The organism is Desulfobacter sp., assembly GCF_050177295.1.
The window spans coordinates 1-14,264 of the sequence record NZ_JBFXHE010000077.1; the positions used below are offsets into that span (position 1 = coordinate 1).

13 protein-coding genes are annotated in these 14,264 nt (G+C 49.8%); 6 read left to right on the plus strand and 7 right to left on the minus strand.

The window, feature by feature from the left end:
* Positions 1 to 1,155: molecular chaperone HtpG (gene htpG / locus AB7U36_RS07950; RefSeq protein ID WP_428159251.1), on the minus strand; the 1,155-nt coding region annotated here is incomplete at its 3' end.
* A gap of 194 nt (positions 1,156 to 1,349) precedes the next feature.
* Between htpG and AB7U36_RS07955 the strand changes: the two genes are divergently transcribed.
* Positions 1,350 to 1,931, plus strand: coding sequence for an NUDIX hydrolase (locus tag AB7U36_RS07955; RefSeq protein ID WP_428159252.1), 582 nt, complete (start codon positions 1,350 to 1,352; stop codon positions 1,929 to 1,931).
* A 1-nt stretch (position 1,932) separates the two neighbouring features.
* Here the strand turns inward: AB7U36_RS07955 and AB7U36_RS07960 are convergent, their stop codons facing one another.
* On the minus strand, positions 1,933 to 2,181 hold the full coding sequence (locus AB7U36_RS07960; protein ID WP_428159253.1) for a hypothetical protein: 249 nt from the start codon (positions 2,179 to 2,181) through the stop codon (positions 1,933 to 1,935).
* Between the two features lie 159 nt (positions 2,182 to 2,340).
* Here AB7U36_RS07960 and AB7U36_RS07965 point away from each other — a divergent pair, with 159 nt between their 5' ends.
* Genes AB7U36_RS07965 through AB7U36_RS07975 form a run of 3 tightly spaced genes read left to right on the plus strand, consistent with a single transcriptional unit; the run spans position 2,341 to position 6,092 of the window.
* Positions 2,341 to 4,461: a ribonucleoside triphosphate reductase gene (locus tag AB7U36_RS07965; protein WP_428159254.1), complete on the plus strand. Its 2,121-nt coding sequence runs from the start codon at positions 2,341 to 2,343 to the stop codon at positions 4,459 to 4,461.
* 21 nt (positions 4,462 to 4,482) lie between these two features.
* A complete protein-coding gene (locus AB7U36_RS07970; RefSeq protein ID WP_428159255.1) occupies positions 4,483 to 5,214 on the plus strand; it encodes an anaerobic ribonucleoside-triphosphate reductase activating protein in 732 nt (243 codons plus the stop codon).
* 50 nt (positions 5,215 to 5,264) lie between these two features.
* Positions 5,265 to 6,092 carry an EFR1 family ferrodoxin gene (locus tag AB7U36_RS07975; protein ID WP_428159256.1) on the plus strand — a complete coding sequence of 276 codons (828 nt, stop codon included), beginning with the start codon at positions 5,265 to 5,267 and terminating at the stop codon, positions 6,090 to 6,092.
* Between the two features lie 39 nt (positions 6,093 to 6,131).
* On the opposite strand, the gene AB7U36_RS07980 is transcribed toward AB7U36_RS07975, so the two are convergent.
* The 5 genes from AB7U36_RS07980 to tilS all read right to left on the minus strand — a co-directional run bounded on the left by AB7U36_RS07980 (position 6,132) and on the right by tilS (position 11,967).
* A complete protein-coding gene (locus AB7U36_RS07980) occupies positions 6,132 to 6,899 on the minus strand; it encodes a type III pantothenate kinase (protein WP_428159257.1) in 768 nt (255 codons plus the stop codon).
* Between the two features lie 16 nt (positions 6,900 to 6,915).
* Positions 6,916 to 7,866 (minus strand): CdaR family protein, encoded by a 951-nt coding sequence (locus AB7U36_RS07985; protein WP_428159258.1) that lies wholly within the window; start codon positions 7,864 to 7,866, stop codon positions 6,916 to 6,918.
* Positions 7,859 to 8,731 (minus strand): dihydropteroate synthase, encoded by an 873-nt coding sequence (folP, locus tag AB7U36_RS07990; RefSeq protein WP_428159259.1) that lies wholly within the window; start codon positions 8,729 to 8,731, stop codon positions 7,859 to 7,861. The genes AB7U36_RS07985 and folP overlap by 8 nt, the downstream gene beginning before the upstream one ends.
* A 33-nt stretch (positions 8,732 to 8,764) precedes the next feature.
* Positions 8,765 to 10,792: an ATP-dependent zinc metalloprotease FtsH gene (gene ftsH / locus AB7U36_RS07995; RefSeq protein WP_428159260.1), complete on the minus strand. Its 2,028-nt coding sequence runs from the start codon at positions 10,790 to 10,792 to the stop codon at positions 8,765 to 8,767.
* A 77-nt stretch (positions 10,793 to 10,869) separates the two neighbouring features.
* A complete protein-coding gene (tilS, locus tag AB7U36_RS08000; protein ID WP_428159261.1) occupies positions 10,870 to 11,967 on the minus strand; it encodes a tRNA lysidine(34) synthetase TilS in 1,098 nt (365 codons plus the stop codon).
* 282 nt (positions 11,968 to 12,249) lie between these two features.
* Here tilS and AB7U36_RS08005 point away from each other — a divergent pair, with 282 nt between their 5' ends.
* On the plus strand, positions 12,250 to 13,224 hold the full coding sequence (locus AB7U36_RS08005; protein WP_428159262.1) for a TAXI family TRAP transporter solute-binding subunit: 975 nt from the start codon (positions 12,250 to 12,252) through the stop codon (positions 13,222 to 13,224).
* 52 nt (positions 13,225 to 13,276) lie between these two features.
* Positions 13,277 to 13,747 carry a DUF1850 domain-containing protein gene (locus AB7U36_RS08010; protein ID WP_428159263.1) on the plus strand — a complete coding sequence of 157 codons (471 nt, stop codon included), beginning with the start codon at positions 13,277 to 13,279 and terminating at the stop codon, positions 13,745 to 13,747.
* The last annotated feature ends 517 nt before the right edge of the window (positions 13,748 to 14,264 follow it).

Consider the following 14,264-nt stretch of genomic DNA (forward strand, 5'->3'; position numbering starts at 1 on the left):
CATCTCTTCGAGTACGGAGAAAATCTGTTTGACCAGATTTTTGCGGATATTTCTGACCAGGCGGTCATCCTGGAGAATCTCTCGGCTGACATTAAGATTCAGGTCCGGTGCATCCACAATGCCCTGGACAAACCCTCGGTACTCGGGCAGAAGCTCCTTGCAGTCATCCATGATGAAAACACGTTTGCAGTAAAGCTGCATGCCGTGTTTACGTTCCGGCCGGAACATGTCAAAGGGGGCCTTGGAGGGAAGATACATCAGCACATCATACTCGGTCACCCCTTCGAACTTTTTGTGAATAATTTCACAGGGGTCATCCCAGTTATGGGAAATGTGTTTATAAAACTCCTTGTGCTCCTCTTGGGTAACATCTTCCTTGGACTTGGCCCAGATGGCCTTCATGGAGTTCAGGGTCTCGTCTTTTCTGACTTTCCGATAGGTGTCCCCGATGGGCTTGCCGTCCGCACCTTTGATGATCTCATTTTCAGGAATGGGCTCGGAGGTCTCCACGTTCATGATGATGGGGTAGGTGACAAAGTCGGAATGCTTCTTAACGATGTGGCGGATGGTGTAGTCTTCGGTGAAATCCTGGTCCCCCTCTTCCGGGTCTTTAAGGAACAGGGTAATTTGTGTCCCCCGTTTTTCCTTGTCAATCTCTTCAAGGGTATATTCGCCCTTGCCGTCGGATTCCCATCGTACACCCTTTTCCTGGCCCGGGGCTCTGGTGTCCAGACGCACCTTGTCTGCCACGATAAAGGCAGAATAAAACCCCACACCAAACTGGCCAATGAGTTCCGGGGACAGACCTGTTTCATTTTTTGATTTTGCCAAGGCTTCCATAAAGGCGGCAGTACCGGACTGGGCAATGGTGCCGATGTTATCATTGACCTCGTCAAAGGTCATGCCGATGCCGTTATCCGTGATGGTGAAGGTCTTGGCTTCCTTGTCCGCAGCCAGGCGGATATGGTAATCATTGTCATCGGCAAACAGATCCGGTTCTGTCTGTTCCTTGAATCTGGCCTTGTCAATGGCGTCCGAGGCGTTTGAAATCAACTCCCGGATAAAAATCTCTCTGTTGGAATAAAGAGAGTGGATAATCAGATGCAAAAGCTGCTGGACTTCGGTTTTAAATTGTCTGGTTTCTTTTTCTGCCATTGTAACTCCTATAACTTAACAGGTTAAATTAAAATTAAAAATTTTTACTAATAATTGTCGCAAAAACCTGATTGTCAAGACAAAGAGTTAAAATTCAAAAAGACCCGGTTTGACAAGGGCAGATTAAGATTGTAGGTTTGACTAATGTGCATTTTTATTAGTTCCTGGGTGAAAAACCAGCGTTTGGACGGTTCATGAACATCCCTTCATATATTGAAAAAATTAATTGTGCTATTGTCTCGGCCTCCCATCCGCCGGCCCCGGCCCCGGACCTGTTTAAGCCCACATCTGTGATGGCGCTCTTTCTTTTCCGCCGGGAACCTGCCCTGCTCTTTATCCAGAAAGCAGACCGGGAAGGATATGCCTGGCGCAACCAGATGGCTTTTCCCGGCGGGCATGTGGAAAAGACAGATGCTTCGGCCAGACAGGCGGCCTTTCGTGAGCTTTATGAAGAAACAGGCATTATTCCTGATAATGTGCAGTATATCGGATCGCTGGGTCATTTTCAGACCTTGAAAAACCGGGATATCCAGGCGTTTGCAGGCATCTGGAACCAGAAAGATGAAATTGTTTTTGATACCCAGGAAATTTCAAGGGTGCTTGAAATTCCGTTTGAAACCCTCTGGCAGACCCACCTGGAAAAAGGCTTTGCCGGCCGCCGACCCAGGCCCGGAGTCATGGAACTGACCTATCCATGTAAGGATGTGGTGATATGGGGGGTTACGGCACAGATTGTTCATCATCTTCTTGAGGTGGTGGGGAACATCTTAGGATAGCTTATTCGTTGTTGATTCTGTTGTTTAACCGCACATAAACCTTAACAACCACAAAACCTGAAAGTCCTGCCAGCAATAACGGAAACCATATATGGGGGACAAGAACCGGATCATTATTCGCCACGATCACCCCGCCCACGGAAAAACAGAAGACGATCACCATGGACCAGATCAGGCCCCAGCAGGAGAAATTGGAATCATACCAAGGCGTTATTGTTTTTCTAAAAAAGGGATTCTGGTCAAGCTGCATGGCACTCTTGTGTGATTCGTGTAAAAAAACACAATATATAGTTTTTTTTCTTGACACGTAACTATATGTTGGGTTAAACCTGATTCGTAGTCCGGGGTCCACCCGGCTACGTTCTCATCAGAGTATGCGAATATCAATCAGATTTCAAGAGGTAGTCAGATGTTTGAACAGATCAAAAAAAGAGACGGACGGGTAGCTGCGTTTGATTCTTCCAAAATAACAAATGCTTTGATCAAAGCGGGTGAAGCAACAGGAGAATTCAACGGCAGGGACGCCAAAAAAATGACCATGCGGGCACTGACCCTTGCCCGGGACCTTCAACTGGGGCCCATTCCCGAGGTAGAGGAGATCCAGGATATTGTGGAACGGGTACTTCTGGATTCCCCGTTTTACAAAACCGCCAAGGCGTATATTATCTACCGGGAACAGCACAACCAGATCCGGAAAATTGCCATCAATGAAAATGTCGGCCTCATGGAATCTTACATCAGCCGTATGGACTGGAAGGTCAGGGAAAACTCGAACATGAGCTACTCCCTCCAGGGGCTGAACAACTACATCTCCTCGGATATCACTGCCGAGTACTGGCTCAATAAAATCTATCCTCCGGTCATCAGGGATGCCCATTATAGCGGAGATATCCATATCCATGATTTAAGCCTTCTGTCCGTATACTGTGTGGGCTGGGATCTGCAGGATCTTCTCCTTGAAGGATTCAAAGGCGTGGCCGGCAAGGTGGAATCCTGTCCGCCCAAACATTTCAGAAGCGCCCTGGGCCAGATCGTGAACTTTTTTTATACCTTGCAGGGAGAAGCGGCAGGGGCCCAGGCCATGTCCAATTTCGATACGTTGCTGGCCCCTTTTGTCCGGTATGACGACCTTGAATACAAGGAGATCAAACAGGCGCTGCAGGAATTTGTCTTCAACATCAATATACCCACCCGGGTGGGTTTCCAGACGCCTTTCACCAATATCACCATGGACCTGAACGTGCCCGCCACACTCAAAGACACCCCGGTCATCATTGGCGGGAAATACCAGAAAGAAACCTATGCTGCATTCCAGGAAGAGATGGACATGGTCAATGCAGCCTTTGCAGAGGTGATGATGGAAGGCGATGCCAAGGGCAGGGTGTTCACTTTCCCCATTCCCACCTACAACATTACTGCAGATTTCAACTGGTCCAATCCCAAACTGGAAAATATCTGGAAAATGACGGGCAAATACGGCATCCCCTATTTTTCCAACTTTGTCAATTCCGACATGGACCCTGAGGATGCACGCTCCATGTGCTGCCGACTCAGACTGGACAACCGGGAACTGCGCAAGCGTGGCGGCGGGCTTTTCGGCGCAAACCCCCTGACCGGTTCCATCGGGGTTGTCACCCTGAATCTGCCAAGGATCGGGCGCCTTGCCCAGGATGAGGCTGATTTCTTCAGCCGCATGGATAAACTGATTGACCTAAGTGCAAAATCTTTGGGCATCAAGCGCAAAATTCTTGAAAAATTCACCGAAGGAGATTTGTATCCCTATTCAAAATTCTATTTGCGACAAATCAAGGAAAATACCGGCGTTTACTGGCGCAACCACTTTTCCACCATCGGCGTCCTTGGCATGAATGAGGCATGCCTCAATTTCCTGGGCATAGACTGCGGCATTGCCACACCCCGGGGCCAGGCCTTTGCCGTCAAAGCCATGGATCATATCCGAAGCAAAATCGAAAGCCTGCAGGAAAGTACCGGTGAAATATTCAACCTGGAAGCAACCCCTGCCGAAGGCACTACCTACCGGTTTGCCAAACTGGATAAAAAGAAATTCAAACACATTATCTGCGCCAATGAAGAAGAATTCAAGAATGGTTCAGATCCCTTTTACACCAACTCCACCCACCTGCCGGTGAACTATACCGACGACTTGTTTGAGGCCCTGGAACTACAGGATGAACTGCAGACCAAATACACAGGCGGCACGGTCCAGCACCTGTTTCTGGGTGAAGAGGTTTCAGACATTGAGGTGGTCAAACACATGGTATCCAAGGTGTCCAACACCTTCCGTCTGCCTTATTTCACCCTGACGCCCACATTCAGTGTCTGTCCGTCCCACGGCTATATTGCAGGGGAACATGCCACATGCGAAATCTGCAATGCCGACACGGAAATCTACTCCAGGGTGGTGGGGTATCTGCGACCGGTGAGCCAGTGGAACAACGGCAAGCAGACGGAATTTAAAATGCGCAAGACCTATGCCGCCGAGAATGTGGCGACAAAAATCGCATCATAGCTTTTTGAAAGCCATTATTCCATGTATATTGGCGGATTTCAAAAGAACTCCATGATTGATTTTCCGGGGACCATAGCCTGTGTGGTATTCACCCGGGGGTGCAACTTCACCTGTCCTTACTGCCATAATCCGGATCTTGCTGCCGGATCTGCCGGCCCCGACGGGGGCGGCAGTTCCGGTGGTTCTGGTTCGAGCAGCCCGAACCAGAAAGAGATTCTGACCTTTCTGGATAAACGCAGGGGCATGATTGAGGGGGTTGCCGTTACCGGCGGAGAACCCACCCTTCAGGCGGATCTGATTGATTTTATCCAAACGGTCCGGCAGATGGGTTATAAAGTCAAGCTGGATACCAACGGCACGGCCCCCAGAATACTGGACGCGCTTTTTGACCAGGGCCTTGTGGATTATCTGGCCATGGATATTAAAACAGATACAGACCACTATCCCATGGTGATGAAAAACCCCGGACACCTGGACCGGGTCATGGAAAGTATTTCGCTGATCATGAAAAAAGCACTGGCCTATGAATTCAGAACCACTTGCGCAAAGCCGTTTGTCACGCCCGCTATCATGAAAAATATCGGCAAAATGATCCGGGGGGCAGCATCCTATGTACTCCAGCCCTGTTCCCGGAACGTGGATGTGCTGGATCCGGATTTTGCCGCTGTGGATGATCATTTTCTAAGCGTCGATGACATGGAGGCATTGAAGGCAGCCGTGTTACCCTTTGTCGGGAATACCAGGATACGATAGCATTCGATACCACCTCGGCAATTGATTGGAAACAAATGGAGGTTTCAGGCATGAAAAAAATTACCCTTGTATATTTCAGTCCCACCAAAACAACCGAAACAGTGCTTAGGGCCATAACCCAGGGCCTTGCCCAGAATCTGGATATCAGTGCTTCCGCCATAGCCGCCGTCAATTTCACTCGTCCGGAAATCAGGGACACCGTGATTGCACCCTTTGATGACAATGATATCGTTCTGCTGGGCGCGCCTGTGTATGCTGGCCGCCTGCCCGCGGATGCGGCTGATTTTTTTAAGAAACTGACGGCGTCTAACACCCCGGCCGTACTCACCGTAGTATACGGTAACAGGGAATATGACGATGCCCTGCTGGAACTTAAGGATATTGCATCCGTATGCGGATTTATCCCGGTTTCCGGGGCTGCCTTTATCGGCGAACACGCCTTTGCAAGCGCAGATATTCCCGTTGCCATGAACAGACCGGATGAAAACGATCTGAGAATGGCCGCAGACTTTGGCAACAATACCGGGGATCTGCTCAAAGAGATCAATGAGTTGAAGAAGATTTCCGCATTAAAGGTGCCGGGGAATTTTCCGTATAAGGACGGCATGGGCAAAGGCGCCCCGGACTTCATTGAGGTGACGGATGCATGCACAAACTGTGGAACCTGCGCCACGGTCTGCCCGTCATCTGCCATTGATGCGGAAAACGGATTTGCCACCATTACTGCCCGGTGTATTTTGTGCTGCGCCTGTATCAAGGCATGTCCTGAACAGGCAAGGCTGATGAAGGACGGCCCCATCAAAGATACGGCCAGGCGGCTGAACCAGACCTGTTCACCCCCCAAACCTCCCCAGGTCTTTTTTACCACGGCATCCTGAGTTTTTTAAACCGCTTAAACCCGGCCCTTGAATAAGACTTTACAATGCCCGGCTGATGATTTTAAGACCATCCAGGGTCAGGGCCAAGTCCACGGATTCAATGGCATTGGATACCTCGGCAATGAGTGGGGCCAGTCCGCCCGTGGCAACAATCATGGGTGTGGTCTTCATTTCCTGTTTCATCCGGTCCACCATACCGTCCACCATGGCTGCGTTGCCGTAAATGATACCTGACTTGATGCTTTCAATGGTGTCATTGCCGATCACCCGTTCCGGTGCCTTGAAAATTTCCACCCGGGGCAGGCGGGAAGCCCTCTGGAACAGGGCTTCGGATGAGATCATCACCCCGGGGCAGATGGCGCCGCCAAGGTATTCGCCTTTTTCCGAGATGGCGTCAAAGGTGGTGGCTGTGCCGAAATCAATGATGATCAGGGCTTTTTTATGTTTTTCATACGCTGCCACGGCATTGACAATGCGGTCTGCGCCTACCTCGTTGGGGTTGGAATAAAGAATGGGCATCAATTTTTTTACGGATGCCGAATTGATCCACACGGGCGTAAGATCCAGATAGCGTTCGCAGAAAGCATTTAATATCCTCACCGAGGACGGTACCACGGAGGATATAACGATTTTTGTGATGTTCGTGAACCGGATGCCCTTGTCAGCAAACAGGGCCCGGGCCAGGATATTGAATTCATCAGCCGTGGTTTCCCTGATGGTTCTGATACGCCAGTCCTGCTTCAACGCTTCGTTTTCATAAACGCCGATTACCGTATTGGTATTGCCCACATCAATTACCAGCAGCATGTTTTCTCCTTGTCCTTTATTCAATTTTAACGGTAAATACCCGGGGTGAGGCATTGGTCATGACCAGTTCCATGGGGACGTCAATATAGGCATGCCGGGCATAGACCCCGGGTTTAAGGCCTTCAAGATCCATGAACGCATAAATTTTGTCTGTCAGGGACGTGTTGTTCAAATCTTCCTGGGGACCTTTAATATCAATGGAAATGCTTGACGGTTCAATGCTGATTTTTTTCCCGGGCGGGTTTTTAAGTTCTATTGGAATCTGTTCAATGGTCCGGGTTCCTGGAAGCGGCTGAACCGGCACGGACACCACAAAAACGGACTGGGCTACGGTGAAAAGTTCAGGCTGCTCAAGGTCAATGGGGACTTCCTTTTTAAAATCTTCATTGGCATTGTTCAGGTCCACGGGTTTGGTGGTGAGCTGTTTAATCCGGTTGATCAGGGATTGTGCACCGGTCAGGGCCACGGTGGCGGGTTCACACACCGGTGAAAGCGCCATATAGCCCTTGGCCGTTTCTCCGATAAACGGAACCATCACCTTGAATACCCGGGTCACTTTTCTTTCCAGGCGGATGCTTAAATAAAAAGGTGTGATGTTAATAATGGAAACAGAATTTTCCAAAGGAAGCCGGTTTTTATCCACAGGCAGCAGATAACGGCCCGGTTCAATGGCATCTGTGCCGCCCGCCGGGTCAAAGGCCAGATCCGTATAAATGTCTGCGGGATAGACCAGGCTTTCCCTGGAGAGTTTTTCAATGTGTTTGGGCCTGCATTTTATCCTGACTTCGATTTTGTCTGTGTGAAAAGTGCTCAAAATCATATCATCCGGAACATTGGCATAATCCACAGGCAGAAGCAGGTTTGTTTCCCTAGGTTCCTGGGTGCAGGCGGTAAAAATAAAAATCGCCATCACCGCGGCCGACACAGCCAGGCGGGAAAGTGAAGATATCTGCCGGGGCTTAAGCATTCCTGATGGCGTCAATGATGTGTGAGAATGCGCACACCGCTTCAACATCATGAACCCGGATAATGTGTGCGCCGTTCATCAGGGATGCTGCGCAGGCAGCTAGGGTCCCGTATTCTGTACCTGCATCCCAGGGCCCGGCCTTTTGCCCCGAAACATTGCCCAGCACACGCTGGATAAAGGATTTTCTGGACGGCCCCATGAGCACTGGATACCCAAGGGCCGTGAGCTGGTGAAGTTCCTTGATCAGCACAAGGTTGTGCGCAACGGTTTTGCCAAACCCCAGGCCCGGATCCAAAATAATATTTTGGGGGGCCATGCCTTTTTTAAGCACAAAATGAACCCGTTCCTGCAGATAGGTGATGATTTCACCCATAAGATCATCATAGCTTGGGTTCACCTGCATGGTTTTTGGTGTGCCTTTCATGTGCATGAGAACTGCCAAGGCACCGGTTTCCACGGCCACATCCACCATGGCAGGGTCTTTTTCAAAGGCAGAGATATCATTGATAATGGCTCCCCCGGCAGCAAGGGCCTCTTTTGCCACCTTTGCTTTCACCGTATCAATGGAGATGGGAATCTCAATCCGGCTTGCAATGGCCTCAATGACAGGAATGGTCCGGTCAAGTTCTTCCTGCTCACTCACCGGTTCGGAAAACGGCCTGGAGGATTCTCCGCCGATGTCCAGGATATGGGCACCTGCCGCCACCATCTCCCGGGCCCGGGTCAGGGCTTTGTCCAGGCTGGTGTATTTTCCCCCGTCTGAAAAGGAATCCGGCGTGGTGTTTAAAATACCCATGATACAGGCCCTTGGACCCAGATCCAGTTTAAAGCGGCCAAATTCAAGTGTAAAGGCTGTGGAGGTCAAAAAATTCCCCGGGTAAATGTTGGCTGTTGAAAACTAATTATCCTCTTTTTTGTCCTTGGACGCATTGAACTCCTCCGGCGGGTTCAGATTCGTCGTCTCAACAATCCGGGCATCAGAATCCGGCGTGTTCGGATCAGGGCCTTTTGCCACTGTATTGTCGGAGCCGTCATCCTTGACATCTTTCTCCCCATCGTGTTCCGGGTTCGCCTCCTCTTTGGGCGGCTCCGGTTCAGTCCGGATGTTCCGGCGTCCGAAGAAATCAAACTCCGGGCGCAGGCTTTCAATAAGATCATCCAATTCAGGCCCCATAACGGTTTCTTCTTCCAGGAGAAGGTCTGTCAGGGCATGGAGGAGGTCGATATTCTCCTCTAAAATGGTTTTGGCCGTGTTATATGCGCGGCTGATCAGGCCTGCCACCTCAGCGTCTATTTTCTGGGCCGTGGCTTCGGAATAACCTTTGGCCTGGGTCATTTCCCTGCCGATGAAGATATTGTCATCATGATCTTCATAGGAGACAGGTGCCAGGGCATCACTCATGCCAAAACTTCTGATCATGCGGTTGGCAAGTTTGGTGGCCTGCTTTATGTCATTGGACGCCCCGGTGGAGATTCGTTTGAATATGATCTCTTCTGCCACACGGCCCCCAAAGGCAATGGCCAGTTCGTTTTCCAGCTGGTCCTTGTATTTGAAATCCCCTTCCTCGGGCAGGAACCAGGTCACCCCGGCAGCCCTTCCCCTGGGGATGATGGTGATTTTATTCACGGTATCCGTATTGGGCAGGAACCGGGCCACCAGGGCATGACCCCCCTCGTGGTAGGCTGTGGTCTTTTTTTCTTCTTCCTTGATTACCTTGGATTTTCTTTCAAGCCCCATGTAAACCTTGTCCTTGGAATCTTCAAAATCGCGCATGGACAGTTTTTCATGGTTGCGCTTGGCTGCCAGAAGGGCGGCCTCATTGCACAGGTTTTCCAGATCTGCGCCGGAAAAACCGGGCGTCCCTTTGGCCAGAAGGCCCGGATTAACGTCATCGGCCAGGGGGCTTCTTTTCATGTGTACCCGCAATATGCCTTCACGACCTTTGATATCGGGCATGTCCACCACCACCTGGCGGTCAAACCGGCCGGGACGCAGCAGTGCCGGATCCAGAACATCGGCCCGGTTGGTGGCTGCCATGAGAATAACCCCTTCATTGGATTCAAATCCGTCCATCTCCACTAAAAGCTGGTTCAAGGTCTGTTCCCGTTCATCGTGCCCGCCGCCAAGGCCCGCACCTCGCTGGCGGCCCACGGCATCAATTTCGTCAATGAATATAATACACGGGGCGTTTTTCTTGCCCTGGGCAAACAGATCCCGGACCCGGGAGGCACCGACGCCCACGAACATTTCAACAAAATCAGATCCAGAGATGGTGAAAAACGGGACCCCTGCTTCCCCTGCCACGGCCCTGGAAAGCAGGGTTTTGCCGGTACCGGGATTGCCCACCAGAAGCACACCCTTGGGGATACGGCCGCCCAGCCGGGTATATTTATTTGGGTTTTTCAGAAAGTCCACCACTTCGGTGAGTTCCTCCTTGGCTTCATCAATGCCCTGGACATTGGCAAAGGTTACCTTTTCCCCCTTGTCATCTATGAGCCTGGCCCGGCTTTTGCCAAAAGACATGGCTTTGCCCCCGCCGCCGCCGCCCTGCATCTGACGCATGAAAAAGATCCAGACCCCGATGAGTACAATCATGGGAAGCCAGGAAACGATAATGGACATAAACCAGGATGATTCAGCCGGCGGCTTGGCCTTGATGGCCACTTTGCTTTTACGCAGGGTATCGATGAGCTGGGCATCGTCCGGGGCATAGCTGCTGAACTTCGCACCGCTGGTGTCTGTAATGATCAGATCCCGGCCCTGGATAACCACACTGTGAACCCGGCCGCCTTCCACAAGGGATAAAAACTCTGAATAGCCGATGTCTGACTGGCCGCCCTGCTGCTGGTTGAAAATATTGTAAAGCATGACCATCATCAGGACAATCACCAGCCAAAGGGAGATATTTTTATAAAATTGATTCAATGTTTTTCCTCTCTTAGATTAATCCGGCTAAAAACACCAGTGAATATATATAAACATAAATTTATTTTATACAAGGGTTATGTCCCGGGGTTTTCGCCCGGTGGTCCATTTTGATACCGGCGGGCCTTAAGATGCCTGCCAAGTGTCCGCAGCGCTGTTTCTTCTTTTTTTATACGCAGAAGATCCCTGTACCTGTATACCCGAATTTGCCCGGGAAGGTCCAGACTCTTTCCTGATTCTCCTTCTTTGCCTGCAAAGTAAAGGATATCCCGGATATGGGTGTTGGAAATTCGTCTTAAATTCTGTTTTACCGATAACAATGCTGCGCAGATGACCCGGGCACCCAGGGCCAGGTCAAGTGTGTTAAGTGCTTGTATGGACAAATCAATCTGATCTTTTTCCCTTTTAATTGTTGCCTTGTCCAGGGCGGTTCGGGCCATCTGGTCCAGAAAATCATCTTCCTGTCCGATGATGCCGGACATGCGCTCTATCCCTGCTTTAATGTCGGGATTGAACTCCGTTTCAAGAAACGGGATCAGACAATGCCGGATTCGGTTGCGAAGGTAGGATGTGTCCTCATTGGACCCATCAATCCTATAACCTTGGTTTATCTCATCAAGAAACGCCAGGATATCGGCTCTGGGCATCCGGATCAAGGGGCGTATAAATTTTTCCTGCCTGACCGGCGGAATCCCCCGAAGGCCGCGGGGACCTGCCCCCCGGATAAGATTCATTAAAACCTGCTCTATATTGTCATCCCGGTTATGGCCCAGGGCAATACGGTGAAATCCTTTTTCCCGGGCAATCCGGGTAAAAAAATCATACCTGGCATTTCTGCCGGCCTCTTCAACACAAAGCCGTTGGGTTTTGGCAAGTTCTGCTACATTTTTGGTTTCAACGACCAGGTCAAGGTTATGTTCCCGGGCAAATTCACGGACAAAGGCCTCATCGGCCAAGGCGTGGCTGCCCCGAAGCATATGGTTCAGATGTGCCAGGCTGATACGGATATCCAGATCTTTTTTTAAATCCGTCAAAACCTGCGCCAGAGTTATGGAATCCGGACCGCCGGAAACGCCGATCAATACCCTGTGACCGGGGGCAACCATGTCGTGTTCCCGGATGGTGTCAAGCACCTGATCTGTAAACTTTTGGGCAAAGGATGATTGGGTTGTCATGTGTTATTGATGCTGCTTGTACGATACAGGTGAATTCGTTTGTGTCATAGATACCTGAATAACAGAAAACAGGCATAATATGCAATGCCCGCGGCCTTGGGTTTGCGCATTTCTTATGAAAAACAGGAACCTTGGTTGAATCCGTGGTTGGAAAGGTGTTACTGTATTGCCTTCAATACAGATACCATTCCCCATCGTGTACCGGATGTTAGGTTTTCCGGGTTAAAAACAGGGTTTTTCCCGGGAAATGTTTTTTATATGAAGTAAAAGGAGGAAGGTTTTATGAAAAAAATCGCATGGTTTGTTTCAACCCTGTTTATGGCGACCTGCCTGTTTTCATCCCAGGCTGCAGCGGTAGACAGAATCTTTTTCGGCATTGCCACCGGCGGTACAGGCGGCACGTATTATCCTCTGGGCGGCGTGCTGGCCCAGCTGATCTCCAACAAGGTCGTCATTGACGGCAAAAAACTGTCCGCCACGGCAGAAACCGGGAATGCTTCGGTGGCCAATGCCACCCTTTTAAGCCGCAACGGCATTGAATCCGCATTTGTGGCGGCTGATATCCTGGACGCTGCGTATAAAGGCAGCAAACAGTTTGAAGGCAAAAATTTGAAAAACCTGCGTGCCTTGGGCGCTCTTTATCCGGAAACCGTTCAGCTGGTTGTCAGGGCCAGTGCCGGGGTTAAAACGTTTACAGACTTTAAAGGCAAATCCATCTCCTCGGGTTCCCCGGGTTCCGGCCAGTGGCAGCTGCTGGGAGACCTTTTAAGTGTTTACGGCATGGACCGCAAAACCGACATCAAAGAAGACTACTCTTCTTTTTCCCAGTCCGTTGAAAAGATCAAGGACGGTAACCTGGATGCCGCCCTGATCACCGCCGGTACCCCCACGGCATCTGTTCTTGAACTGGCCAACCACCATGACATTATGATTTTTCCCCTGGCCGGCGACCCCATCAATGCACTGCAGAAGGTTCAGCCTTATTATGTCCGCGTTATCCTGCCGGCCAACACCTACAAAGGCCAGGCCGAAGATGTGGAAACCATTGCTGTCAGGGCCATCTGGTCCACCCATGACCAGTTGGACGACACCATTGCATACAATGTTGTCAAGGCCCTGTATGAAAATACGGACACGCTTGCCAAGGTTCATGTGAAAGGCAAGGAGATCTCCCTTGAAAAGGCCCTTGAGTCTGTCTCCATTCCCCTTCATCCGGGCGCAGAAAAATACTACCGGGAAAAAGGGCTTATTAAGTAAGTAAGATTTGTCCAAACGGGAGCGTTGTGCCAAACCTGGACGCTGATTTAAAATGAGATGTTTTGTTTTAGGGAGACTTGTATGTTTACGTCTGCTGGTCTCCTGTTTTTGCGGGCCGGCTGCGGCAGCCGGTCAGCTCGTTGTTGCCACCTTTCCGGGGAATGAGGTGCTGATGCAGGTACCATTGGGAACTGAGACGCAGTTTTCCCTCTCCTTTATTCACTCCGTATCCAAAACCCGGGTGATTGACGTGTATGAAATCCGGGGAAAAGAGATTATCCAGACCCGGGAATATTTTTCAGCCCATGGTGCAGGACTGCCCTCAAGCCCGGATGAGCCGGACGGGATCAGATGGGGAAAACAGGGGTCCCAGTTTGTTCTTTACATGGCGCGTCCCATGCCGAAACTGGTGGTGAGAACAGACAAGAATTATGAAAACCGGCTCAAGGTCCCGGGCCTGACCATTAACCTGAATCAGTGGGAGGACCAGGCCCTGTTGTTATATAGTGTTCCAGAAAAATAAATTGGACTCTCTTGGGAGATGATTTATTGTCCCAGTCGGTAGTAAAAACTATGGACTTTAGTCCAAGACTTTTAGTATCTGAATTGTATGAGGTCATATCGAAAAGGTTCACATACGGTACATGATTTAAAAGTCCATTTAGTGTGGGTGACTAAATACTTGAATTTTCGGAAAATAGTTAAACTCGATGTTCAAGTTTTTAATTCTTGACTTTTGAAAATTACCAAATGACGGGCATTTCAAGCTTTTTTTGAGAAGTCTTTCAGAATCAATTTAAAGTTAAAAAACCATGAAAAGCCTTGGCAAATAGTACTCTTGAAAAGTCAACTAAAAAAAACTCGAACATCGAGTTAAAGACAAAAGGATCGAAGAATGAAATAATATGAAGATTATTATTATACATTATAAATAAGGAGTTACGGGTGAAAATACCGTGTGTCTGCAAGCCAGCCTTCATAATTGCCGGATTCGCATTTTTAAAACCCGAGCTTACCAATATCCAGTTCCAAAACTTGAC